Below are 22,442 nucleotides of genomic sequence, written 5' to 3'. Positions count from 1 at the left end.
CGACCGGCGAAGGCGTCCTCGGTGTAGACCTCGACCACGGTGCCGGGCTGTATCCGCGCCACCGGAGGCACGCCGCCGAAGGTCCACGCATACTCCCCCGCCGCCGGCGTCACGGACAGCACGGGAAGGTCGCCGGTCATACGGTCCTCCGATCCGCGGCCTCAGGCGGCCGTCGCATCGTCGAGTATCGCCCGTGCCGTCCGCGGGTTGGGCACGAGGGGATCCGCGCACAACGCCTGGATCGCCGTCGCCCGGTCGCCGGTCACGGCGGCCTGCACGGTGAGCTCCTGCTGCATGATCCGGGTGGTGAGTACGCCGGCGATCGCCTGCGGAAGCGCACCGACCGCGAGCGCCGTCACTCCGGCCGCGCCGACCACCGCGGGCACCTCGACGACCGCCTCGCCCGGCAGGTTGGCGATCGCCCCGTGGTTGGGCACGTTGACCGCGAGTTCCACGACGTCCCGGCCGGTGAAGAGCGCCTCGGCGATGGCGACCACCCGCTCGCCCTCCTGGTTGCTCGGGTCGATGGGACGTCGCCCGTCTGCCTGTTCGTGCAGCCGGTCCCAAAGCGTGCTCTTCTCGCCGATGTACTCCCGCGTCATGTCCAGCCCGCCCTGCAGGCCCCACGAGAGGCTGGTGTCGGAACCACCGTCGTTCAGGTACCAGGGGAAGAACTCCGCCACGTGCCGGTCGCCCGGCGCCGGGTAGCGCCCGTACGTCGCCAGCAGGTCCGCCGACACGGCCTGATGCAGACCCTCGCCGCGGGAGACGGCGGCCTGCGGACCGCCGGATGCCTGCGTCGCGGCGGTCGCAAGCAACCGCGGGTAGAGGTCCTCGGTGCCGTGCCGGATGTCGAGCAGCCAGCAGAGGTGGTTGAGGCCGGCGAAGACGGTGTGCACCTCGGCGGGCGGGAGTCCGAGCCCACGAGCCAGCGCCGCACGGGTGTGCATCGTCCCGTGGCACAGGCCGATCGTGCGGACCGGCGTCTCCCGGGTGATCGCCCGGACGTTGGCCGTCAGCGGGTTGGTGTAGTTGACCAGCCAGGCGTTCGGAGCGAGATCGGCGATGTCGGCGGCGATCGCGAGCAGCTCGGGCACGTGGCGCAGCGCCCGGAGCACCCCGCCCGGGCCGACCGTGTCGCCCACGGTCTGGCGGACGCCGTACTTCGCCGGGATGTCGAGATCGGCGCGCCACCCGTCGGCGCCGCCGACCGCGATCGTCGTCGTCACCAGGTCGGCCCCGGGCAGCGCTTCGCGCCGGTCGACGTGCGCCTCGACCCGCATCGACGACCCGCGCTCCGCCGCGATCCGCCGACCGAGCCGGGCCATCGTGTCGGCGGCGTCCGCATCGAGGTCGACGAGGTGGACGGTCGCATCGTCGAAGACCCGCGAGGAGGCGAGGTCGGAGAGCAGCCCGGGCGTGAAGACCGTGCTGCCGGCTCCGATGAGTACGACGTCGCGCCCCGTCATGCCGCTCCCGTCGCAAGTGCACTCACCTTCGGCCGCAGCGTCGCGGCGGCGCGCTGCGCTTCGGCCGCGTCGGGTTGCCTGCCGGTGCCGCCCACACCGCGCGTCGACAGCGATCCGCAGGCGCAGCCCAGCGCCAGCGCGTCTTCCAATGATGCGCCGACCAGGAACGCACCGAGAAAGCCTGCGGTGAAGGTGTCTCCGGCGCCGACGGTGTCGACCGGCTCGATGTCGAGTGCCGGCGCGTGGATCGCCTCCCCGCCGCGCATCGCGGACGCTCCGGCCGCACCCTGCTTGACCACCACGGTCGTACCTCCGGACGAGAGGTACCGCATCGCCCGGACGAGGTCGTCTTCCTTCGCGATCGCCGACGCCTCGCCGGCGTTGACGAAGAGGATGTCGGTCCACTGGAGAAGCTCGAGGAGGCCGTCCCACCGACCGGTCGGATCCCAGTTGGGGTCGACGGAGGTGGTGGTGCCGGCCGCCCGCGCCGCCGCGAAAAGCTGCGGAAGCCCGGGCCGCAGCGCGGTCTGCAGGTAGTAGGCGCCCACGTGCAGATGGCGGGCGCTCGACAGCAGTGCCGCGGGTACGTCGTCGGCGCTCAGCCGGTCGATCGTCCCCGCCGCGGTCAGGATCCCCCGGTCTCCGGGGCGCACCAGCGCGATGGTCATCCCGGTCGGCACTTCCGGATCCATGATGAAGTAGTCGACATTGACGCCGAAGCCAGCTACTTCGTCGAGAAGGTAATTGCCGAGCGGGTCGTCCCCGACCCGCGTCACCATCGCCGTCGACACCCCCAGCTCGCCCGCCCCGCACGCGGTGATCGACGACGAGCCGCCGATCGTCAGCGTCGCCGCGTCGACCATCTTCTCCACATCACCGAAGACCGGAGTCACGTCCGGCCCGCTCACGATCACATCGACGTTGCAGTCCCCCACCACGAGCAGGTCGCTCACTTCACGCTCCCGGTGAGCAGTCCGCTGACGATGTAGCGGTTGAGGGCCAACGCGATCAACGCGGGTACGGCGATGGCGAGCACACCGGCGGCGTCCAGCAGCGTCACCGGGATGGTGTGCCTGGCCTGCAGCGACGTGATGACCACCGTCAGCGGCTGGGTCGAGGAGTCGCTGGAAAGCACGAGCGGGAAGAGGAACTGCGCCCAGGCCGCGAGGAACGTGATGATCGTCGTGGAGATGACGCCCGGTCGCGCGAGCGGCAGCACGATCCGCCACAGCACCTGCAGCCGGGACGCACCGTCGCAGAGCCCGGCCTCCTCCAGCGACCGCGGCAGGCTGGAGAAGTAGTTGTAGAGGATCCAGGTCGCCAGCGGCAGGAAACCGGAGATGTAGACGAGCACGATTCCGGCGTAGGTGTTGACCAGCCCGAGGTCGGTCATGATCCGGTAGAGCGGGATGAGCGTCGTGTAGGCCGGGAACGCCATCGTCACCAGGACGGCGTAGAAGAGCACCCGGCCGAATCGGAACGTCATCCGCGCGAAGGCGTACGCCGCGAGTACGGCGACCGCGACGGTCAGGATCGTGGCCGCGCCACACTCGACGAAGATGTTGAGGATCGACCGGCGGATCTGGCTCGTCAGGTCGGAGGCCACGCCCCCGATGCCCAGCAGCGACGCGTAGTTGTGCAGCGTCGGATGCGGCGGGACGTAGTTCGCCGGTCGGGCCCCGGCGTCGACGTCACGCTGCAGGCTGGTGTTGACCGCCCAGTAGATCGGGATCAGCGACCACAGCAGGATGAAGCCGATCCCGACCCACCGCGCTACCGGGTTTCCGCGCCGCATCAGAACTCCACCCGTCGGTAGACCAGCCGCACGATGCCGAGTGAGAGGAGCATCGTCGCGACGGTGATGAACAGGGACAGCGCGTAGCCGGCCCCGAAGTCGAGGTTCTGGAAGCTCACGAAGTAGGTCTGCATCATCAGCGACGACCCGGTGGTCGCGGCGCCGTTGAGGACGTATGGCTGGTCGAAGACGTTCAGCGTCGCCACCAGTGCCTGGACCATGGCGATCGCGATGCCGGGCCGGGCGAGCGGCAGGGTGACGCGGCGGATCTGGCCCCACCAGCCGCATCCGTCGAGGCGCGCCGCCTCATAGAGCTCACCGGGGATGATCTGCAGTACGGCGAGGATCAGCAGCACCGACAGCGGCGTGATCTGCCAGACCTGCACCAACTCGATGAGCGCGATGGTCAGCAGCCGGTGCGGGCCGAGGAAGACCGAATAGCCGCCGGTGATGTGCAGGCTGGTCAGCACGCTGTTCAGCAGTCCGTTGTTGGCGTCGTAGATCCCCGACCACACCAGGCCTTCCACCACTCCGGGCAGCGCCCACGGCAGGATCAGCACGGCGATCACGAGCGAGCGGCCGCGGAACGGCGCCTGCAGGATCAAGGCCATGATGATGCCGAGGATCGTGGAAAGTGCGACGCCGATCACGACGTAGAGCGCGGTATTGCCTAGTGCGGTGCGCACCTCCGGGGTGTCGAGCAGCGCCCGGAAGTTTCCGAATCCGAGGAAGCGGGTCGGCGGGTCGAGTGCGCTGACCCGGAAGAAGGCCTCGACCGCGGTGAACGCGGCCGGGACGATCGCCAGGCCGACGATGACGACGGCGAGCGGTAGCACCAGCCAGTAGGGCAGCAGGTCGACGTGCCTGCGCCGCCGGCGGGACGACGTCGGCCGGGTCGGCGTCGACGTCCGGGTGCTGGATGCGAGATTGGTCATCGAGACGGTCCCGTCGCTCGTCGGCTCATGCCTCGCCCCGCAGTCGCTTGACCGTCTCGGCGATCGCGCCGACCGCCTGGTCGACCGATTCCTGACCGACCGCGGCGCTGTGGATGTTGGTGTAGACCGAGTTGCTGAACTGCGAGTACCACGGCGGTTGGGCACCCGGGAAGGCCGGATGGGAGCCCTTCGTCAGCAGGTCGATGACCTGCTTGCCCTGCGGCAGCTTGCCGTTCTCATCGAGCTTCTTCAGCGCGGTCAGCCGGGCCGGGAAGGCGAATCCGGAGATCGCCTGGCTCGGACCGTGCAGGCCGGCGAAGTTGGCCTGATTCTCCGGTGCGATGAACCACTTGATGAATTCCGCCGCGGCCTTCGGATACTTGGCGGTGCGCGGGATCCCGATGCCGTCCGGGTTGTTGACGTTCCCGGCCGGGGCCTTGACCCCCGGCGTCCTGATGTAGGTGACCTGCTTCGGCACGCTGGATGCGCTCGGGTCGTCGTACAAGGTGCCGACGGTGCCGGAGTAGTCGCCGAAGGTGCTGGCGACGAGGCCTTTCGCCATCAGCGTCTGCTCGCCCTCGCCGTCGGTCACATCGATGTTGCCGGGCGGCACGAGTCCCTGCTTGAGCGCGTCGACCATCCACTTCATCGCCTGGTAGCCGGGCGAGTCGGGCGTGGTGAACTGCGGTTGGTAGTCCTTGTTGAGCACCTGGCCGCCGAACGCGTTGGTCACCTCGTACCAGTAGGTCGAGAGACCCTCCGCGGCGGAGAACGGGATGTTGAGCGGATGTGCGACACCGCTCGCCTTCACCTTCCGCAGGTCGGCGGTGTATTCGGCGATCGTCGTCGGGGTGGTCGAGATGCCGGCCTTCTTGAAGAGCTTCTTGTTGACCGTGGTGACCAGGAACGATGTGTCGTAGGGGATGCCGATGACCTTCTTGCCGACGACGAACGACGAGAGCTGCGGCATGTCGTGCGCGAAACTCTTCGTGTCGACGTAGTTGTTCATCGGGTAGAACCAGCCGGTCACGTTGAACTCACCGACCCGCGACCAGTCGACGTCGGTCGCGTCGGCGAAGAACGTCTTGGACGTCGCTGCAGCCGAGATCTTGGTCTGCAGGCTGTCCCAGTCGAGTTGCACCCAGCGCACCTTGACGCCGGTCTGCCGGGTGAAGTTCGCCAATGCCGCCTTGCCCGGCGGCGGTCCGGCGAGCGCGACGGTGATCGTCACGCCCTTGGTCTGATTCGACGGGGTGACCCGCGCGCACCCGACGAGTACGGCGACGGTGAGCAGCAGCGCCGTTCCGACCGCCGCGATCCGCCGAACCGGCCTTGTCATCGCCTGCCTCGCTTTCTGCCGGTCCGGGAGACCGCCGGTGCTAGTGGGACAGGACGACCGATCGGGACAGGTAGGGCGGTACGTCGATATCCCGGCCGCGCCGCTCGGCCTCCGCCTCGGCCTGCAGGTGCACCCGTACCAGCTCGACCATCGGGTCGAGCCCGGTGTCCTGCACCGTCGCGCCGGCGGTGCTTGCATGCTCGAGGACGTCGTCGCCGACCCGACCGAGCGCCCAGACGAGGGTGCGGTCGCTCGCGGCGCTGACCGGCCCGTGCCGGTATTCCGGGGCCGGATAGGCCTCGGTCCACGCACCCGTGGTCTCCCGCATCTTCAGCGCGGCCTCCTGCGCCAGCCACGCGCCGAACCCCTCGCCGATGAAGACAAAGTGGTCGAACCGGCCCGCGTCGAAGGGATGGGCCGCGGCGAGCACGCCGTCGGCCTGGTCCGCGAGCGCCTGCACGTCGTCGCCGAGCCCGGCGCGGAGCAGCGCCAAGGTCGACGTCGCGAATCTGGTCTGCACGATCGACTGCTCGTCCGCGGCGTCGAGCAGCAGCGGGTTGCCGGCTGCGGCCGCGATCGGCGTCTCCGGCGTACCGACGATGGCGAGGCGCTCGACCCCGGACGGCTGGGCGCGCAGCCAGCGCAGGACTTCCGACGTGGTGCCCGACCGGGACAGGGCCAGGGCGGCGTCGTAACGGCGACCGCGGGGCGCCTGCGACGCCGCGAACGCGTCGGACTCCCCGGCCCCGGCACCCTCGCGCAACGCCGCATAGGCGCCGGCGACGTAGTAGGAGGTGCCGCAGCCGGCGACGGCGAGGCGCTGCCCCGGCCGCGGCAGCTGTGTCCGGGTGCGCTCGACCTGCTCGGCGAAGTGACGCCAGAGTGCGGGCTGACTGCGTACTTCCTGCGCGTAGAAGCTCACGGCGCGGACTATAGGTAGCCCGTTGCGACCGGTCAATCCGGGGATTGGTCCGCTATAAGGCCTGGTAACAAGGTGTTTACCAGCCGAGCAGGATTCGGGGAAAAGTTGCGCGCTATGCGCAGTCCGGTGCGCAGGCGGCTACAGTCGGGCGCGTGCGACGTACGGAGCGGATGAGTCAGCTGCTCGACCGGCTGCTGGCCGACGGCAGCCTCGATGTCGAGGAGCTCGCCAAGAGCTTCGACGTCTCGTGCTCGACGATCCGGCGCGACCTGAGCTCGCTGGAGACCCAGCGGCTGCTCGTGCGCACCCGCGGCGGCGCCCAGACCCACTCGGCGTTCAACGACCTGCCGCTGCGGTTCAAGGTCGGGCAGATGCTGGACGAGAAGCGGCGGATCGCGCGGCGCGCCCGCGACCTGCTCGGCGACGCCCGGGTGGTCGGCATGACCGGCGGCACCACGACCACCGAGTTCGCCCGCACCCTGCACGACGCGGACGACCTGACCGTCGTCACCAACGCGCTCAACATCGCCGTCGACCTGCTGGCCGCGCGCACGCTGCGGGTGTTCATCGTCGGTGGCGAGGCGCGCAACAGCTCCTACGAGTCGGTCGGCCCGACCGCTGAGGACCAGCTCACCGGCTACAACATCGACCTGGCAGTGCTCGGCGTCGACGGAATCGACCTGCGGGCCGGCTGCACCGTCTACGACTCGCTCGGCTCGCGGACGACGACCGCGCTTGCCCGGCAGGCCCGGCGTACCGTCGTCGTGGCCGACGGCAGCAAGATCGGCAAGGTCGCGTTCGCGACGGTGTTCCGGCTCGACCAGATCGACACCCTGATCACCGACCGGTCTGCGCCGGAGGACTCCCTCGACGCGATCCGTGGCGTGCTGCCACAGTTGGTGGTTGTCTGAGCCGACCGTCCCACCTGGAGGGCACCGGAGTGACCGAGCATCTGATCGAGCCGACGCTGGAGACGGCGCACGACGTCTTCTCCCGTGACCGCAAGCCGATCCTGACGATCGACCCGGGCGACACGGTCGTCGTACGCACGCTCGACGCGCACGGCAACCTCGAGCGCAACAGCGCAACGGGCGCGCCCCCCGAGCGGCTGCTGCCGGAGGCGCGCGGACATTGCCTCTGCGGCCCGATCGCGGTCCGCGGCGCCGAGCCCGGAATGCATCTCGCGGTGCACCTCGCGGACATCCGACCCGGGGAGTGGGGATGGACGGTCGCCGGCCGCAGAGACAACTGGCTCAACCGGCGGCTGCGTCTCACCCCCGACGACGCCGCCATGCTCACCTGGGACCTCGATCCGGACGCGCGCGTCGGCACCAGTCACCTCGGTCACGTCGTCGACCTGAACCCGTTCCTCGGGGTCGTCGGCCTGCCGCCGGCCGAGCCGGGTGAGCACTCCACGACTCCGCCGCGCCCCTGCGGCGGCAATATCGACTGCAAGGACCTCGTCGCCGGCAGCACGCTGTTCCTGCCGGTCACGGTGCCGGACGCGTTGTTGTCGGTCGGGGACGGGCACGCGGCCCAGGGCGACGGCGAGGTCTCGGGTACGGCGATCGAATGCCCGATGACCACCGAACTCGGCGTCGACCTCGTGACCGACGCCGCGTTGCCGGTCATCCACGCGACGACACCGACCAGTCGCATCACCTTCGGCTTCGACGAAAACCTCAACGAGGCCATGGCTCTCGCGCTCGATGCCATGGTGACCTGGCTGGAGCGCAGCACCGACCTGAGCCGGCCGCAGGCGCTGGCTCTCGCCAGCGTCGTCGTCGACCTGCGGGTGACCCAGGTTGCCAACGAGGTCTGGGGCGTGCACGCCGTACTCGCCGACGACGCGATCCGCACGCCCTAGTCGCACGCGCCCTCCGAGCCCCCTGACCAAAACGCACTCGGAGTGCGTTATGGGGGCGCCGTACGGCGTGTCGTGGACCAAAACGCACTAGGAGTGCGTTTTGGTCGCGCGGCGGGGGGCGCAAAGACTAGCTGCTCAGCGCGGAAAGGCCCTTCTTCAGGTCGTCGACGTTCATGGCCGGGCTGACGTCGATCTTCGCGTTGAGTTCGGAGAAGAGCGGTTCGAGCGTCGGCGGCAGCTGCCAGGAGTCGGTCATGTCGAAGACGATGAAGGCGGTGCGGTTGCCGTCGAGCAGGCTGAAGTACGCCGCCTCCGGATGCAGCGCCTCCATCATCCGCTCCATGCCGCGGGGCAGGCTCCCGTCGGCAATTCCCTTGCTCGCCCGCTCGGTGTCCATCTGGATCCGCATCATCATTCGCATGTCGGTGTCACTCCCCCGCCGCCGGATCGGACGTCCGGCGGATGACCCTGAGCATCCCCCGTCCCCCGATGCGCTGCCCGGCGAACGCCCTTTCCCCCGCCGCACCGGGCAGTACGCTCACGCGTGTGAGTAGCGCAGGCGACGTCGTGACCGCCTACTGGGCGGCTGCCGAGGCGCGAGACTGGGAACGATTCCGCGACCTCCTCGCCGAGGATGTGGTGTACGAAGCACCGCAGAGCCGCGAACGGGTTCGCGGTCGGGACGCCTATGTGCGGTTCAACGCCGAGGGCTTTCCCGGCGACTGGCACATCACCCTCACCCGTGTCGTCGGCGACGGTGACCACGCCGCCAGTTGGACCGAGTTTCGTGAAGTCGGCGAGGTCCAGCCGGGGCTCTGCTTCTTCGACCTCGACGCCGACGGCTCGATCGCCCGGATCACCGATTTCTGGCCGGAGCACTACGAACCGCCGGCCGGCCGAGGCCACCTCGTCGAGCGCTTCTGACACTCGGGTCAGATGGGTGCCCCCTTGGCCTGCCGGTCGAAGAGGGCGGTCACGTCTTCCAGTGGCAACCCCTTCGTCTCCGGGAGGAACCGGTAGATGAACCCGATCGCCAGGACCGACAGCGCGGCGAACAGGATCATGACCCAGGCCAGCCCGATGGAATTGTTCAACGTGGGGAACCACTGGACGATGACGAAGTTGGCCAGCCAGTCGACGCTCGCGCCGGTGGCCGCCGCACGACCGCGGACCGCCGTCGGGAATACCTCGCCCTGGATCAGCCATCCCGTCCCGCCGACCCCGATGGCGAACGACGCGATGAAGAACGAGAAGCCGATCATGATGACCCAGACCCTCGGCAGCCCCATCAGGTGTGCGACACCCCACGAGGCGAAGAGGATGAAGATCGCCATGCCGGCGTAGCCGCCCATCGAGAGTTTCCGCCGGCCGGTCTTGTCGATGAAGCGGAAGGCGAAGTACGTCGCGACCACGTTGACGGCGCCGAGGATCGCCGCGGCCTCGACCCCGGCGACGGCGGCATCCACGGCCGTCCCCGAACCCTGGAAGTACTTACCCAGTAGTTGCGGGCCGTAGTAGAACGGGATGTTGATGCCGGTGATCTGCTGGAAGATGAAGAAGACGCAGACCACGATGAGCGCGCGTTTGACGCCGGTGGTCCACAGCGTCTTCCGCTGAAGCTGGCGCTCCTTCTCGGCAAGCTGATTCGCCGTGTCGCGCACCTCGTCCTCGGTGACCTCCAATCCCAATTGCCCCAGTGCTTTTTGGGTGTCGCCGTAGCGCCCGTTGAGCATCAGCCATCGGGGCGACTCGGGCATCCCGGTCCGCAACACGAGGGCGAGGATCGCCGGAAGAGCGCCCAGCCCGAGGATGAACCGCCAGTCGAAGCCACCGGCCGAGCCCGGGGCAATCTTGAGGATCAGCACGGAAATCAGGTAGGAGACGAGGATTCCGACCGTGATCATCCACTGCTGCATGATCATCAGCGACCCGCGCTTCTCCCGCGGAGCGAATTCGGCGATGTAGGAGGTGGCGATCGCGGAGTCCGCTCCGACCGCGAGGCCGATAAGCGTGCGCGCGATGAGCAGGACGATGTCGTTCCACGCCAGCGCTGAGAGGAGCGCACCGATTGCGTAGATGGCGGCGTCGACGATGAGGAGGGACTTACGCCCGAACCGGTCGGTGAGCGGTCCGGCGGCGAGAGCGCCCACCGCTGCCCCGAGGGACGCCCCCGCGACCAGGTAGCCGGTCGCGAAGCTCGACAGGTGGTACGGGATGAAAGGTAGGGCCGAGCCGATATCGGCCGTGTCATACCCGAAGAGGAAACCGCCGATGCAGGACAGCACCGCGAGGTACCAGTAGAAGGAGGTCGTGGGCTGCGAGTCGAGCCCTGCAAGCACCCCTTCCCCTTGCGGTTGCCCGGCCTCTGAGGTCGTCGTCATCGGCTGCCTCCGGGAGGGTCGCTGAAACAGGAGTCGTCAAAGATTGCGTACGCAGCGGAGGAGGTCAAATTGAAGAGTCGGTGCGGAACGCCGGATAGACCGGCATCCTCAGTTGCTCGTCGCCCGACTCGGCGATGAGCCGGTCGCGGATCTCCCGCATCAGCGCGGTGAAGGACGGAATGCTCGTCCCCGCCATCATGAGGAAGCGGTCGAGCCGGAACCTGCACCGTACGGCGTAGCCGGGGAAGTGGGTACTCTGACCGTCGTACGCACCGGCCGTCAGGTCGCCGGGCGGCGTGCGAAGAAGTGCGCGGACCTGCGTCGCCGTCCACAGCCCGCAGGCACGCGCGACACCGTCCTCCCAGACTCGCGCGTTTGCGACCTCGGGGAACGACGTCATGATTTGTTCGCGGTATGCATCGACCACCCGCGCCGTCACCGTCGGCGGAGTGTCGAGCACGCACCAGCAGGTCGGGAACGGCGCCACGGTGTAGGCCGCGTCGAGGAACAGCGAATAGCAGCCGGAGAATTCGAAGTCGAGGAAGCGCACCCCGTCCGGGGTGAGCAGGTTGTTGTCCGGGCACGCGTCCCCCGGCGTGAAGACGTCGTACGTCGACGGCTCGAGCAGCCGTTTGACCGCGGCCAGATCCCGCTCCAGTCCGGGCGGCGGCGCGATGCCGAATCGACGCTGCGCGACCGCCGACAGGGTGTCGACGCCGCCGCGGAGGTAGCCGTCCATCGCGTTCAGCGACGAGCCGAGCCCGAGGCCCCGCTGCAGCCGGGCCGCCCGTGGCCGGGGGTTACGGGTCAATGCGCCGAACCGACCGAGTGCGGCGGCCCAGTCCATGAGTCCCTGCTCGGCAACGACGGGATCGTGGCCGAGCAGGACGTCCGACAGCGCCGGATGGACACCGAGATCGGTCAGCACGATCAGCCGGTGCTCCCCGTCGACGGCGAGGGGCACCGGCCCGAGCGGACGGCCGGGCAGGTCGCCGACGACGGCCGCGGCGGTCGCCTCGTTCTCCCAGGCCTGGCCCGGCCCGATAGTCGAGGACTGCGACGCCTCATCGTGGTAGGCCTTGACGATGACCGTCGGCGCCGGAGCGTCCACGCCCGCCACAGGGACGCGCAGCACCAGCGACCGCCCGCTGCCGCCGAGCTCGGCGGCCGCGCCGAGCTCCAGCCGGTTACCCCAGCGCGCCCGCAATCCCGCCGCGGCCGCCGCGAGCACCGCTGCACGATCGTCAGCCACCGTCAGATCCTAGACACGCGACCGCACCGTTACCCGGAAGATGTGATTCATGACCGGACCAAGGATCCTCGTCGTCGGCGCCGGCTTCGCGGGCTATCACGCCGCCAGGACGCTGTGCCGGCGACTGCCGGACGCCGAAATAGTGCTGGTGAACCAGACCGACTATTTCCTCTACCTCCCGTTGCTGCCGGAGGTGGCCGGGGGCGTGCTCGACCCGCGGCTGGTGACGGTCTCCATCCCGGGGACGCTGCCCGACGTGCGGCTCGTTCTCGGTGCGGTCGACGGAATCGATCTCGCCGCCCGGAGCGTGTCCTACGTCGACCCGGAGGGCGCGCACGGCGTGCTGGGCTACGACCGCCTGCTGCTCACGACCGGCAGCGTGAACAAGCTCCTCCCGATCCCCGGCGTGGCCGAGTATGCGCACGGCTTCCGCGACATCGCCGAGGCGCTCTACCTGCGTGACCACGTCATCCGGCAGATCGAACTGGCCGATGCCACCGACGATCCGGCCGAGCGCGACGCCCGCATGACCTTCGTCGTCGTCGGCGCCGGCTACACGGGCACCGAGGTGGCCGCCCAGGGAGTGCTGCTGACCGACACCGCGGTCCGCCGGCATCCGCGGCTGGCCCCGCAGCGACCTCGGTGGCTGCTCATCGATACGGCGGCGCGGGTGCTGCCGGGGCTCAGCAGCAGTCTCGCGGCGACCGCCGACGCGGTGCTGCGGGAGCGGGGCGTCGACATCCGGACGGGTACGTCGGTCCGTGAGGCGGCGGCCGACGGCGTACGGCTGAGCGACGGGTCGTACGTGCCGACCCGCACGCTGGCCTGGTGCGTCGGCGTGCGGCCCGAGCCGATCGTCGCGGGGCTGGCTCTCGATACGCGGGAGGGGCGCCTCGTGGTCGACGAGTACCTGACCGTGCCGGGTCACCCGGACCTTTTCGCCTGCGGCGACGTGGCCGCCGTACCGGATCTGACGCGTCGCGGGGAGATCACGCCGATGACGGCCCAGCACGCGCAGCGGCAGGGGGTCCGGGCGGCCGGAAACATCGCCGCGTCCTACGGCGTGGACCGGCGCCGGTCATACCGCCACCACGACCTCGGCTTCCTGGTGGATCTCGGCGGAGGCCAGGCGGCGGCCGACCCGCTGAAGGTGCCGTTGTCCGGGCTGCCCGCCAAGGCGGTCACCCGTGGCTACCACCTCTGGTCGTTGCCGGGCAACCGGGCCCGGACCGCCGCGGCGTGGATCACCGAGGCCGTGATGCCCCGGCAGACCGTGCAGCTCGGTCTGGTCCGGGCCGGCGACGTACCGCTGAGCACCGAAGCGCCGTCGGCCCGGCGGGACGCCGGCGGAGAATGAGGTCAGTTCTTGCGGTATGAGTCGGTACCGACCGAGGCCCAGATGTCGCGACCGGTGTCGCTGCAGTGGTAGCCCCACGACGTGGAGAGCCGCTCGATGATGGCCCGGCTCGGCCCGCTCACCCAGTCGCCACCCAGCAACGTCGGCATCACGGTCTGGTCGTGGATGCGTACCGTGACGTGATCCTCGTCGAGCTCGACGACGACGTCGACGGCCTTCCGGGCGTGCATGACAGTCCTGGTCACGAGTTCGCTGGTGACGAGTACGGCGTTGTCGACCAGATATTCGGGTAGCCGGGACCGGCTGCACAGGTCGCGGACCAGATTGCGGGCGAGCCTGGGAGCGGACGACCTCGGCCGCAAGCTGGTGCTCGTGCTCGCGGCCATGACCACCACTGCCCCCTGCTGCTTCTCTGTGATCCTAGGCCGCTTCTCGCGGCCTTGCAGGGCACCGGTCATGGCAGCACTACTCGAGGGTCGCGTCGATCAGGCAGGTGGCACCCGCGGCCCGCGTCTCGACCTCGCCGAGGTGAACACGCAGCCCGGCGAGCAGATCGGCGTCTCCGAGCGGGATTGCCGCCTGCACGGGGCCGCGCCAGTCCAGTTCCGGCAGCGCGAATACCGCATCGACGAGGTCCCGACGGGCGGTGGCGGGTAGATGCCGGCGCGGCACGTTGAAGCGGAGCCGGACGATGCCGCCGTCACTCCAGACGGTCACGTCGCCTAACGCCTCGCCGTCGGCCTCGACCACGACGGACGTCCCGCCGGGATCGGTGATCACGCGCATGACCGGCCTTGCGCCCTTCACGGCCGATACCCCCTCGAGCTACCCCATCACCGGCACGCTGTCGGACCGGTGGGCCGACGGATCGGTGACATGCGATCTGCCGGATGTTGGCCCAGCGTAGTGCGCAGATCACGATGAGCAAAGGAGCACGCACCGGGTGATGTGCCCGTCCTCGGTGTGCCACCGAGAACGGATCGGCAAGAGCTTTCCGGCGCCGTCCGGCTATTGCCAGGGAACGAGCGGGGAGTGATAGAAGGTGACGCCCATCGCGGTCCAGCGCGGGCCCTGCGCGGCCAGCCGGACCTTGTAAGTCGACCAGGAGCGCAGGCTCTGCGGTGACCAGCCGATCTCGCCGATCCCGGCTATCCGCGGGAACGCCATGTATTCGATGTCGTTCAGGTCGAGCAGAGTCTCACTCCACAGCGGTGCCTCGACACCTTGGACATCGGTCTCGGTGATTCCCGGCACGGAGGTCGTCGGGTCCCAGTCGTAGGCGTCCCGGACACCGTTGTAGCCGGCCCAGTTCAGGCCGAGCTTGGTGCTCGGGTTGTATTTCATGTCGATGTAGTCCTTGTCCGCCGGCGACATGACCAGCTTCGCGCCCTGCTTGACCGCCTGGTGCGCCAGGTCGATGTCGGTCTTCGAGCCGGCGGTGCCCCAGTACTGCGCGGTCTGACCGGGCGTCAGCGTGGCCGAACCGATCTGATGCCAGCCGATCATCGTCTTGCCGTGGGCGTGCACGATCTGCTGGAGCCGTTGGACGTAGTAGACGTAGTCGGCGGCCGTGGTGCTGTGCGCCTCGTCGCCGCCGATGTGCAGGTAGGGCCCGGGGGTGAGGGCGGCGAGTTGGCTGATCACGTCGTCAAGGAACTTGTAGGTGACGGCCTTGTGCACGCAGAAGCTGCTGAAGCCCACGTCGGTGCCGGTGTAGAGCGGCGGCGCCTTGCCGTCGCAGTTGAGTTGGGCGTACGACGCGAGGGCGGCGTTGCTGTGGCTCGGTCCGTCGATCTCGGGGACGAGGGTGATGAAGCGCTGGGCGGCGTAGCGGACGATGTCGCTGTACTGCTTCTGGGAGTAGAAGCCCCCGGGACCGCCGCCGACCTCCGTGCTGCCGCCGACGCTGGTCAGCCGCGGCCACCCCTTGATCTGGATGCGCCACCCCTGGTCGTCGCTGAGGTGCAGGTGGAACATGTTGATCTTGGACATCGCGAGCAGGTCGATGTAGCGCTCGACCTGCGCGACGGTGAAGAAGTGCCGGGATACGTCGAGCATCGCGCCGCGCCAGGCGAAGCGGGCGTGGTCGGCGATCGCGACGCTGGGCATCGTCCACGGCCCCTGCTGGACGCTGCGGCGCTCGACCTTCGCCGGGAGCAGCTGGCGCAGCGTCTGGACGCCGTCGAAGAGAGCTTCGGCGCTGCGCGCGGCCAGCCGGACCCCGTCGGTCGTGACGTCGAGCCGGTAGCCCTCCCGGCCGACCGCGGCCGACGGGCTGATCCGGAGGGCGATGTTGCCGGCCGAGTCTCGTGCCGAGGGGGTGGCGACCGGCAACGGATAGCCGGTCGAGGGTCGAAGCACCCGCGCGAGGTAGGTGCCGACGCTGTCGGCCTGGGCCGATCCCGTCGGTACCAGGATCTTGGTGGTCCGGGTGAGCGTGAAGTCGCCACCCGACGTCGTGTGTAGGGATACTGGCTGCGGGATCAGCTGCGGCGCAGCGGCAGCGGCAGCCGCTGCCGGCTGCGCGTGGGCGCCGGCGACGCCCTGACCGAAGGCCAGCGGCACGAGCACCGCGGCGACCGCGAGGCCGGCGACCGCCCCGCGGCGACGGCGCGATGCCGACGGCGATTGCTGGCTGACGACGTGACCGACGAGCTGCATACCGACCCCACATCCAAGACCGGACGAGCGTTCGGCGGGCAAGCTATCACCGGGTCGGGCGATTTGCGATGGTCAATCTTCGGTGTCCAACGCGGCATCTGCAGGTGCGCGGATGGGTACGCTTGACCATCTCCGGCCGGCAAAGTGAGCACGGGGGTCGAGATGCCCTGGTTTCCGGACTTCACGAGTGCCGTGGAGCTGGCACGCCGACAGACCCGCGCCGTAGGTCAGGCTGATCCGGTCGCGCAGTACTTCACCGCATTGAACAACGGTGACACCCGCGTGCTGGAGACGGCCTGGCCCGGCGAAGTGGTGATCTACGACCCGCGGGCGGGCGAGGTCCGGGGCCACCGGCAGCTGAGGCGGTTCGTCAGCCAGAACGAATCCTGGCTGGCCGAGCGGCATGCCCGTATCGAGACGGTCGCCTCCACGTCTGCCGGCGGGCGAGCGGTGGTGGAACTGCTTGCCCACCTGTCCGGCGACGGGCAGGAGGTGTCCTGGCCGGTGGCGGTCGTCGCCGAATCCCCCGACGACGAGTCCGTGGTGTTCCGCACCTACTGCAGCCAATGGCCGGTCGACGGACGGCGCCACGTCCGGCCTCCCGTACTCGAGCCCGAGCAGGCCCGCCCCGGTGATGTCGTCGGCCGCTACCAGGACGCGCTGTCGGCCGGTGACGCCGAAGCGATCGTGCAGCTCTTCGCGGCGGACGGGTACTTCCGTGAGCCCATCGGCCCGCACTACGCCCACCGCGGCAGCGCTGAGCTCCGCTCGTTCTTCACCAGATACTTCAGCGCAGGCGGCGGCATCGACCTGCAGTACTGCACCGCGACCGACGACGGTGTGCGCTGCGCCGTGGAATACAACTGCGTCCGCTGGGGTAGCCACGAGCTCCCGCCCCAGGCGGGAATCGGAGTCTACGAGCGCGGCCCGGACGGACTGCTGGCCGCGGCCCGCGTCTACGACGACGTCGAGCCACCCGCCGGGAACCGCTGAGGCGGATGCCCTCAGCCGCTGCCCAGCCCCGGGTCGCTGGGGTGCGGGGTGAGCGGTGTGACCTCATCGGTGCGCCACACGCGAAGCGGCATCGAGGCAAGGACTGCCTCGAGCTGGTCGTCATCGTCAGCGGCGAACAGGCCGAGCGAGCGCCATTCGCCTGGTTGTAGCGGCGGGCGCCACAACCGGAGCAGATGCCCCTGCGCCGCGAGCTCCCGCGAGTGTGCCGACTCGCGTTCGCGGATGTCCTGGACCGCCGCGTCGGAGGTTCCGTCCGGAACGTTCGTGGTCATGGTGACGAGGTATTCCATGCTGAGCGCCTCCGACCGGCCGGTGCTCCGAACGGGGGTGTCCCGCACGCTGGTTGGACCCATTTTCCGGACCTCGGCTAGCCGAACGCAACTGTCAGTCGTAGGTTCCGGTGGGCCGCACGAGAGGCGGCTCCGGCCGGCACCGTCGCGGTCCGTGGAGTGGGGGGAAACGTCCGATGAGCATTCGAAGCCGTATCGCTGTGGTCGTCTGTGCAGCCGTCGCCGGGTTGGTGGGAGTCCCCGCGCCCGCTGGAGCGGCCGCCGGAGGGCCCGTGTCGGCGACCCCGGCGGCGGGAACCCCGCAGCTGGCGAGCACCGGTACCACCCAGCAGGTCCGCCAGATCGTCCAGTGCGGCGGCACCATGTACGCGGTCGGCAGCTTCACCAAGATCACTCAAGGAGGGGCGACCTACACCAGGAATGGTGCCTTCTCCTTCAAGGCGACGGCCCCCTACACGGTGACCGCCTGGAACCCCAACGTCTCGGGTAGCTCTAGCAAGGTCAACACGATCGCGCTTTCCGCCGACTGCTCGCACGCCTACCTGGGTGGAAACTTCGCCGCGGTGCACGGCACCGCGGCGAAGGACCTCGCCGAGGTCGCCACCACGACCGGCGCGGTGACTCCGACGTTCGCGCACTCCGCCGGCGGTCAGGTCGAGACGCTGCTGCTGCACGGCAGCCATCTGCTCACCGGTGGTTACTTCTCCGGCGTCAACGGATCGGGCAAGAAGTTCTACGTCTCGCTCTCACCGACCACCGGCAAGGACGACAACTACCTCAACCTCAACATCTCCGGCAACTACCAGTTCCCTGGGGTGTCGGGGAATCCGACCCGCGTCTACAACCAGCAGCTGTCCCACTCGGGAAGCCTGCTGCTGGTCGAGGGTGACTTCACCTCAGTCGGCGGTAAGGCTAGGCAGCAGATTTTCATGTTGAGCCTGGGAGCGTCCTCCGCGACGGTCACCGGGTGGACGTCGTCGGAGTTCAGCCAGCCCTGCGCCACGGTGGAGCCGTTCTACCTGCAGGCGGCGTCGTGGAGCCCGACCGATGCGCAGGTCAATATCGCCACCACCGGCTACAAGCCCTACAACGTTTCAGCGTCAGCGCCACGCTCCGGGCTGTGTGACGCAGCCGCTGCCTTCCCCGCCACGCAGACGGCCGTCAGCCACAAGTGGATCAACTACACCGGCTGCGACTCGCTCTACTCCACCGCCGCCGACGCAAATGACGTCTACGTCGGCGGACACGAGCGTTGGGCGTCCAACCCCCGTGGCTGTGATGCCAAGGGCCCCGGCGCGGTCGACGCGTCCGGCATGGTCGGCCTGTCCCCGTCCAGCGGCTCTGTGGTCTTCAACCCCACCCGTGGCCGCGGCCTCGGCGCCGACGACATGGAACTCACCTCGGCGGGCCTGTGGATCGCCTCCGACAACCTCGACAACACCAACCAATGCGGTGGCAGATCCGGCCACGCCGGCATCTGTTTCCTCCCCTACTAACCGCCTCGCTGGTCGGGCCCGGCCCGGGTCGAGTCCGGCGGCCGTCGCCTCTCCGGTGTCTCGTCGACGATGATGACGAACGGCACTTGCTGCAGGATGCTGAGCATCCTTACTTCACGTCGTACCGGCTGGCGGGCGAAGAACAACAGGTCGAGCGGATACCACAACCCGATCCAGAGGATGACAAGGAAGACACCGTTGCCGAGGAGCTGTTGGGCGATCTCGGGAATGTAGGACCGGGTGAAGTAGTAGGACAAGGCCAGACCGACGACGAAGAGCACCGACCCGGTCCGCAGGGACTGCATGCCCTGCCGCCAGATGAGGCGCAGATTTCGGCCGCCCTCGGCGATGTGCAGCCGGCAGTACCGGATGACCGCGTGGTTGATCATGTCCTCCGTACCTGGCCGGAACTCGCTGCGGGGAAGCATCAAGATGACGCGCTGCCCTGCCTCGAACCTCCTACGGGCGAGTAGTTCCTGCCTGATCTCTTCCATGCCGCTGATCAGCCGGCCGGTGTCGGAGTAGATGCTGAGCGGGTCGACCGAGAAGAGCTCGTCCACTGTGTTCAGGTGCAGGATGATGTCGTGTCGCGATGACGAGCGGGGCGTGACGGAGGTCATCAGACTGCCCACTTCCGGTCGCCGGTGAAGACGACGCTCACCCACTGCTGATAGCCGAGCGGCTCCAGCAGGTCGTTGATGTCCTGCCGGACCGCATCGAATTCACGCACGTTCTGGGCCAATGAGTCCTCCGCGACCACGTAGTCGATCTGGACGTCGAGCCGGCTGCCGACCTTCGACGAGCGGAGAAACGACTCCGCGAATCGGTAGCGGCGCTCGACCTCGGTCACGCACGACCACAGCTGCTCCCTGATCGGCGGTGCAGGCGCCATGGTGAGGACCTCCCGGAAGCCGCCGGCGAGCAGGCGGGCCGGCACCCGGAGAAAGAGCGCCGACACGATGATGACCATGGCGGGGTCGACGTATCTGGCGATGTGTTTCTGCCCGGTCAGCTCCAGCACGAGGGCGATCACGAATCCGACGAGTACGCCGATGCTGAGCAACGTGTCGCCCATCCACTCGGCGGCCTCGGCGCGGACCAGGTCGGAGCCCTGGCGGGCACCGCGGCGCAGGTAAAGGGAGGTGGCGACACCGATGGCGATGGCCACGACGGCGTAGATCACGGCGGGCACTGCGGCGACCTCGCGTCCGCCCCGGGTGATCTCGCCGACCGCGCCGATCAGGGCGTAGACACACAGGCCGCCGAGGGCCGCCGCCTTGACGACGATCGTCAGGGGCTCCCACACCTCCCGGCCCCAGGGGTAGCGCTCGTCCGCGCCCTTGCGCGCGGTCCGCAACGCCACGACCGCCAGCAGGGACAGGGCCACGCTCGCGAACGAGTACAGGCCGTCGAAGATGATCATCTGCGACCCGATGAGCAGGCCGAGCAGCAGCGACCCGACGGCGAAGGCGGCCGATACCCACACCGAGAGCAGCAGGAGACGGGCGTCCGGATTCCGGCCAACCGAGGACATGGACCCATGATCGACTCCCTGGGTCGGTCCAGGGGTCGAAAACAGCCCTATTGCCGTTCGACGCCCCTAGGTCGGCTGACCCTGCGGTACGTCGACGGCCATACTCGTCGCGGGGTTGAGAAACAGCAGCGTCGCCGAGACCGGCGATCCGGTGGCGGCCGCGAGCGCGTCGCAGTAGGCATCCATCTGCGGCTTGTAATAGATCAGCCGCGACTCGATCGCGGCGCTCGGCACGGCATCGGTCTTGTAGTCGACGACGACGAGGCTCCCGTCGTCGTCGCGATAGATCAGGTCGACGTAGCCTTCGAGCACCTTCCCGTCGTTGCCGAGCATGCCGACGTAGGTCTCGCGCCAGTGCTCATGTGCGGCGGCGCGCTGGACGACATCGGACGCCAGCGCAGACTCGACCAACTCCGTGACGACCGTCTCCTGACCGACCACGCCCTCGGCGATGGCCTGGGCGGCGACGGCACCGGCAAGACCTTCACCCGAGCCGAGGTCGACGGCCTGGAGTACGGCGTGCACCGCGCGGCCGATGGCCGAGCCGTATCTGCCCTTCGACCATGGCGGCAGCTCGAGGTCTCGGGCGCCCTTGGCGAGACCGTCGTCGACCGCACTGTCCAGGACCAGGTCGGGCTCGGTGCCCTCCAACCCGGACGCGTTTCGGGCCAGCTCGGTCGCGCTGTTGACTCGCGCGTCGGTGACGCCGGCCAGCCAGTCATCGAAGGATGGTGGCGCCGACGCCAACGGTGCTTCGTAAGGGACCGACTCGTCGAACGAATAGCCCTCGAAAGTTGCTGCTCCGGCAGCGGTGACACCGTCGACGCCGGCAATGAGCCTGGCCGCGGTCTCCGTAGTCGAGCCCTCCTGGCGGTGGACGGAGACGACGAGATGATCGCGGGCGCGGGTCGCCGCGACGTAGAGCAGCCGCAGCTTCTCCAGCTTGTCCATCTGCTCGTCGATCGGGACGGCCACCTCGAAGTCGCCGGTCTGCACGGCCTTCGTCAGCTTGACCTCGTAACCGCCCTCCCGCGGCCACAGGAGTGACACACCCCGTCCGCCTCTTTTCTGGGCCGTCATGCCCGAAAGGATGACGATCGGGAATTCGAGGCCCTTGGCCGCATGGATCGTCATCACCCGTACGGTCTGCGAGTCGGTCTCCGGGAGCACCGATTCGTGGACCCGGCTGACCTCCTGGCCCTGGTGCGCGGCCCACGCGAGATAGGCGCGCAGCCCGCCGTGCGACACCTCGGACCAGGCGCGCGCCTGGTCGAGGACGAATCGGAGGCGCCGCCACGAGTCCCGCTCCCGTCGTCCGGTCGCGGCGACCTCGAACATCCGGCGGTCGGCGATGATCTTCCCGAGCACTTCGCTCGGAGCAAGCCATCGCGCGGCACGGTGCAGCTTCTTCAGCTCGGCGAGAGCCGTGCCGACGGGTCCCGTGGCCAGGGGCTCCGCATCGTCGAGGCTCCAGAAGATGGTGAACCTTCCGCCCGCATGCTTCCACCGCCAGAGGTCGTCGTCGCCGCAGCCGAACAGCGGTGATCTCAGCGCGGTGACGAGGGCCAGCTCGTCGCTGGTGTCGGCGACCGCCCGCGCGCAGGCCAGCAGGCTGCGCACCTCGGCGGCCTGGTAGACCAGCGAACTGGCTTCGGCGCGATAGGGAACCTGCGCCGCGTTCAGCGCATTTTCGAGGAACGGCAGCGAGGTCCGCGCGGGCACCAGGACGGCGATGTCGTCCGGACGCGCATCACGCCAGCAGTCTTCCGCCTTGTCGTAGACCTGCCACCGTTCGCCGAGCGCCTGTCGGATGACGGCGGCGACGTCGTCAGCCTCGCGCTGGCGGAGCAATTCGGCGGACTTCCTCGGCAGATCCGTATGGGCCTTGGCGCCCAGGACCGTCACGGCCGGACCGGCGTTGCCCAGGTCGTCGCGCCAGCAGTCCAGCGGTACGTAGTCGGGTTGACCACCCGGCTCGGCCTGGATCAGTCGCCCGAACACCGCGTTGACCCACTGCAGGATCGGGTCGACCGTACGGAAGTTGGTGGTCAGGCTGGCGGTCTCTCCTATTTCTCGCTCTGCTTCGAGGTAGGTCGCGATGTCGGCCCGGCGGAACCGGTAGATCGACTG

At 68.9% G+C, this 22,442-nt stretch carries 21 protein-coding genes and 1 pseudogene; 6 read left to right on the top strand and 16 right to left on the bottom strand.

The window, feature by feature from the left end; translation table 11 throughout:
* Positions 1-161 precede the first annotated feature (161 nt).
* The 6 genes from VGH85_07635 to VGH85_07610 are packed head-to-tail and all read right to left on the bottom strand — an operon-like array spanning position 162 to position 6,460.
* Positions 162-1,469 carry a hypothetical protein gene (locus VGH85_07635; GenBank protein ID HEY2173670.1) on the bottom strand — a complete coding sequence of 436 codons (1,308 nt, stop codon included), beginning with the start codon at positions 1,467-1,469 and terminating at the stop codon, positions 162-164.
* The gene (locus VGH85_07630) at positions 1,466-2,422 is read right to left on the bottom strand and encodes a carbohydrate kinase family protein (protein HEY2173669.1); all 957 of its coding nucleotides are present in this window, start codon (positions 2,420-2,422) and stop codon (positions 1,466-1,468) included. Before VGH85_07630 ends, VGH85_07635 begins: the two co-directional genes overlap by 4 nt.
* Positions 2,419-3,264: a carbohydrate ABC transporter permease gene (locus VGH85_07625; GenBank protein ID HEY2173668.1), complete on the bottom strand. Its 846-nt coding sequence runs from the start codon at positions 3,262-3,264 to the stop codon at positions 2,419-2,421. Before VGH85_07625 ends, VGH85_07630 begins: the two co-directional genes overlap by 4 nt.
* Positions 3,264-4,199, bottom strand: a complete 936-nt coding sequence (locus tag VGH85_07620) for a sugar ABC transporter permease (protein ID HEY2173667.1) — start codon at positions 4,197-4,199, stop codon at positions 3,264-3,266. The genes VGH85_07625 and VGH85_07620 overlap by 1 nt, the downstream gene beginning before the upstream one ends.
* A gap of 25 nt (positions 4,200-4,224) precedes the next feature.
* The gene (locus VGH85_07615) at positions 4,225-5,538 is read right to left on the bottom strand and encodes an extracellular solute-binding protein (protein ID HEY2173666.1); all 1,314 of its coding nucleotides are present in this window, start codon (positions 5,536-5,538) and stop codon (positions 4,225-4,227) included.
* A gap of 40 nt (positions 5,539-5,578) precedes the next feature.
* The gene (locus VGH85_07610; protein HEY2173665.1) at positions 5,579-6,460 is read right to left on the bottom strand and encodes a sugar isomerase; all 882 of its coding nucleotides are present in this window, start codon (positions 6,458-6,460) and stop codon (positions 5,579-5,581) included.
* A 152-nt stretch (positions 6,461-6,612) separates the two neighbouring features.
* Here VGH85_07610 and VGH85_07605 point away from each other — a divergent pair, with 152 nt between their 5' ends.
* Together VGH85_07605 and VGH85_07600 are read left to right on the top strand one after the other, a co-directional pair.
* Positions 6,613-7,371, top strand: coding sequence for a DeoR/GlpR family DNA-binding transcription regulator (locus tag VGH85_07605; GenBank protein ID HEY2173664.1), 759 nt, complete (start codon positions 6,613-6,615; stop codon positions 7,369-7,371).
* Positions 7,372-7,400: 29 nt separating this feature from the next.
* Positions 7,401-8,327 (top strand): acetamidase/formamidase family protein, encoded by a 927-nt coding sequence (locus tag VGH85_07600; protein ID HEY2173663.1) that lies wholly within the window; start codon positions 7,401-7,403, stop codon positions 8,325-8,327.
* 127 nt (positions 8,328-8,454) lie between these two features.
* Here the strand turns inward: VGH85_07600 and VGH85_07595 are convergent, their stop codons facing one another.
* A complete protein-coding gene (locus tag VGH85_07595; protein HEY2173662.1) occupies positions 8,455-8,748 on the bottom strand; it encodes a hypothetical protein in 294 nt (97 codons plus the stop codon).
* A gap of 125 nt (positions 8,749-8,873) precedes the next feature.
* Between VGH85_07595 and VGH85_07590 the strand changes: the two genes are divergently transcribed.
* Complete coding sequence (locus VGH85_07590; GenBank protein ID HEY2173661.1) at positions 8,874-9,251, top strand: nuclear transport factor 2 family protein; 378 nt, start codon at positions 8,874-8,876, stop codon at positions 9,249-9,251.
* An 8-nt stretch (positions 9,252-9,259) separates the two neighbouring features.
* On the opposite strand, the gene VGH85_07585 is transcribed toward VGH85_07590, so the two are convergent.
* Positions 9,260-10,708: a sugar porter family MFS transporter gene (locus VGH85_07585; protein HEY2173660.1), complete on the bottom strand. Its 1,449-nt coding sequence runs from the start codon at positions 10,706-10,708 to the stop codon at positions 9,260-9,262.
* Positions 10,709-10,772: 64 nt separating this feature from the next.
* Complete coding sequence (locus tag VGH85_07580; protein HEY2173659.1) at positions 10,773-11,960, bottom strand: hypothetical protein; 1,188 nt, start codon at positions 11,958-11,960, stop codon at positions 10,773-10,775.
* Positions 11,961-12,009: 49 nt separating this feature from the next.
* Here VGH85_07580 and VGH85_07575 point away from each other — a divergent pair, with 49 nt between their 5' ends.
* Positions 12,010-13,317, top strand: a complete 1,308-nt coding sequence (locus VGH85_07575) for an NAD(P)/FAD-dependent oxidoreductase (protein HEY2173658.1) — start codon at positions 12,010-12,012, stop codon at positions 13,315-13,317.
* A gap of 2 nt (positions 13,318-13,319) precedes the next feature.
* Here the strand turns inward: VGH85_07575 and VGH85_07570 are convergent, their stop codons facing one another.
* From VGH85_07570 to VGH85_07560, 3 genes are all read right to left on the bottom strand, one after another.
* Entirely contained in the window at positions 13,320-13,775 is a 456-nt protein-coding gene (locus VGH85_07570; GenBank protein ID HEY2173657.1) for an ATP-binding protein, read from the bottom strand.
* Positions 13,776-13,782: 7 nt separating this feature from the next.
* On the bottom strand, positions 13,783-14,124 hold the full coding sequence (locus VGH85_07565) for a hypothetical protein (protein HEY2173656.1): 342 nt from the start codon (positions 14,122-14,124) through the stop codon (positions 13,783-13,785).
* A 201-nt stretch (positions 14,125-14,325) separates the two neighbouring features.
* On the bottom strand, positions 14,326-15,978 hold the full coding sequence (locus tag VGH85_07560; protein HEY2173655.1) for a beta-N-acetylhexosaminidase: 1,653 nt from the start codon (positions 15,976-15,978) through the stop codon (positions 14,326-14,328).
* Between the two features lie 162 nt (positions 15,979-16,140).
* Between VGH85_07560 and VGH85_07555 the strand changes: the two genes are divergently transcribed.
* Positions 16,141-16,971 carry a nuclear transport factor 2 family protein gene (locus VGH85_07555; GenBank protein HEY2173654.1) on the top strand — a complete coding sequence of 277 codons (831 nt, stop codon included), beginning with the start codon at positions 16,141-16,143 and terminating at the stop codon, positions 16,969-16,971.
* A gap of 29 nt (positions 16,972-17,000) precedes the next feature.
* Here VGH85_07555 and VGH85_07550 read toward each other — a convergent pair.
* Positions 17,001-17,282, bottom strand: a pseudogene (locus VGH85_07550) (muconolactone Delta-isomerase family protein).
* 272 nt (positions 17,283-17,554) lie between these two features.
* On the opposite strand from VGH85_07550, the gene VGH85_07545 reads away from it, so the two are divergent.
* Positions 17,555-18,778 carry a hypothetical protein gene (locus tag VGH85_07545; GenBank protein ID HEY2173653.1) on the top strand — a complete coding sequence of 408 codons (1,224 nt, stop codon included), beginning with the start codon at positions 17,555-17,557 and terminating at the stop codon, positions 18,776-18,778.
* On the opposite strand, the gene VGH85_07540 is transcribed toward VGH85_07545, so the two are convergent.
* From VGH85_07540 to VGH85_07530, 3 genes are all read right to left on the bottom strand, one after another.
* Positions 18,775-19,398, bottom strand: coding sequence for a hypothetical protein (locus tag VGH85_07540; protein ID HEY2173652.1), 624 nt, complete (start codon positions 19,396-19,398; stop codon positions 18,775-18,777). The genes VGH85_07545 and VGH85_07540 overlap by 4 nt on opposite strands.
* Positions 19,398-20,312 carry a cation diffusion facilitator family transporter gene (locus VGH85_07535; GenBank protein ID HEY2173651.1) on the bottom strand — a complete coding sequence of 305 codons (915 nt, stop codon included), beginning with the start codon at positions 20,310-20,312 and terminating at the stop codon, positions 19,398-19,400. Before VGH85_07535 ends, VGH85_07540 begins: the two co-directional genes overlap by 1 nt.
* A gap of 66 nt (positions 20,313-20,378) precedes the next feature.
* On the bottom strand, positions 20,379-22,442 hold a 2,064-nt coding region (locus VGH85_07530; GenBank protein ID HEY2173650.1), incomplete at its 5' end, for a 3'-5' exonuclease.

It is taken from the genome of Mycobacteriales bacterium (assembly GCA_036497565.1).
In the GTDB taxonomy this organism is placed as follows: domain Bacteria; phylum Actinomycetota; class Actinomycetes; order Mycobacteriales; family QHCD01; genus DASXJE01.
Note: the sequence above shows the minus strand (reverse complement) of the source record. Positions and strands in the feature narration are given on the sequence as shown.

Excerpts from the sequence above, each read along its gene's own strand:
- VGH85_07555 (HEY2173654.1), top strand. The coding sequence starts at position 16,141 with ATGCCCTGGTTTCCGGACTTCACGAGTGCCGTGGAGCTGGCACGCCGA.
- VGH85_07625 (HEY2173668.1), bottom strand. The coding sequence starts at position 3,264 with ATGCGGCGCGGAAACCCGGTAGCGCGGTGGGTCGGGATCGGCTTCATC.
- VGH85_07575 (HEY2173658.1), top strand. The coding sequence starts at position 12,010 with ATGACCGGACCAAGGATCCTCGTCGTCGGCGCCGGCTTCGCGGGCTAT.
- VGH85_07635 (HEY2173670.1), bottom strand. The coding sequence starts at position 1,469 with ATGACGGGGCGCGACGTCGTACTCATCGGAGCCGGCAGCACGGTCTTC.
- VGH85_07560 (HEY2173655.1), bottom strand. The coding sequence starts at position 15,978 with ATGCAGCTCGTCGGTCACGTCGTCAGCCAGCAATCGCCGTCGGCATCG.
- VGH85_07535 (HEY2173651.1), bottom strand. The coding sequence starts at position 20,312 with ATGTCCTCGGTTGGCCGGAATCCGGACGCCCGTCTCCTGCTGCTCTCG.
- VGH85_07615 (HEY2173666.1), bottom strand. The coding sequence starts at position 5,538 with ATGACAAGGCCGGTTCGGCGGATCGCGGCGGTCGGAACGGCGCTGCTG.
- VGH85_07595 (HEY2173662.1), bottom strand. The coding sequence starts at position 8,748 with ATGCGAATGATGATGCGGATCCAGATGGACACCGAGCGGGCGAGCAAG.
- VGH85_07620 (HEY2173667.1), bottom strand. The coding sequence starts at position 4,199 with ATGACCAATCTCGCATCCAGCACCCGGACGTCGACGCCGACCCGGCCG.
- VGH85_07570 (HEY2173657.1), bottom strand. The coding sequence starts at position 13,775 with ATGACCGGTGCCCTGCAAGGCCGCGAGAAGCGGCCTAGGATCACAGAG.
- VGH85_07585 (HEY2173660.1), bottom strand. The coding sequence starts at position 10,708 with ATGACGACGACCTCAGAGGCCGGGCAACCGCAAGGGGAAGGGGTGCTT.
- VGH85_07540 (HEY2173652.1), bottom strand. The coding sequence starts at position 19,398 with ATGACCTCCGTCACGCCCCGCTCGTCATCGCGACACGACATCATCCTG.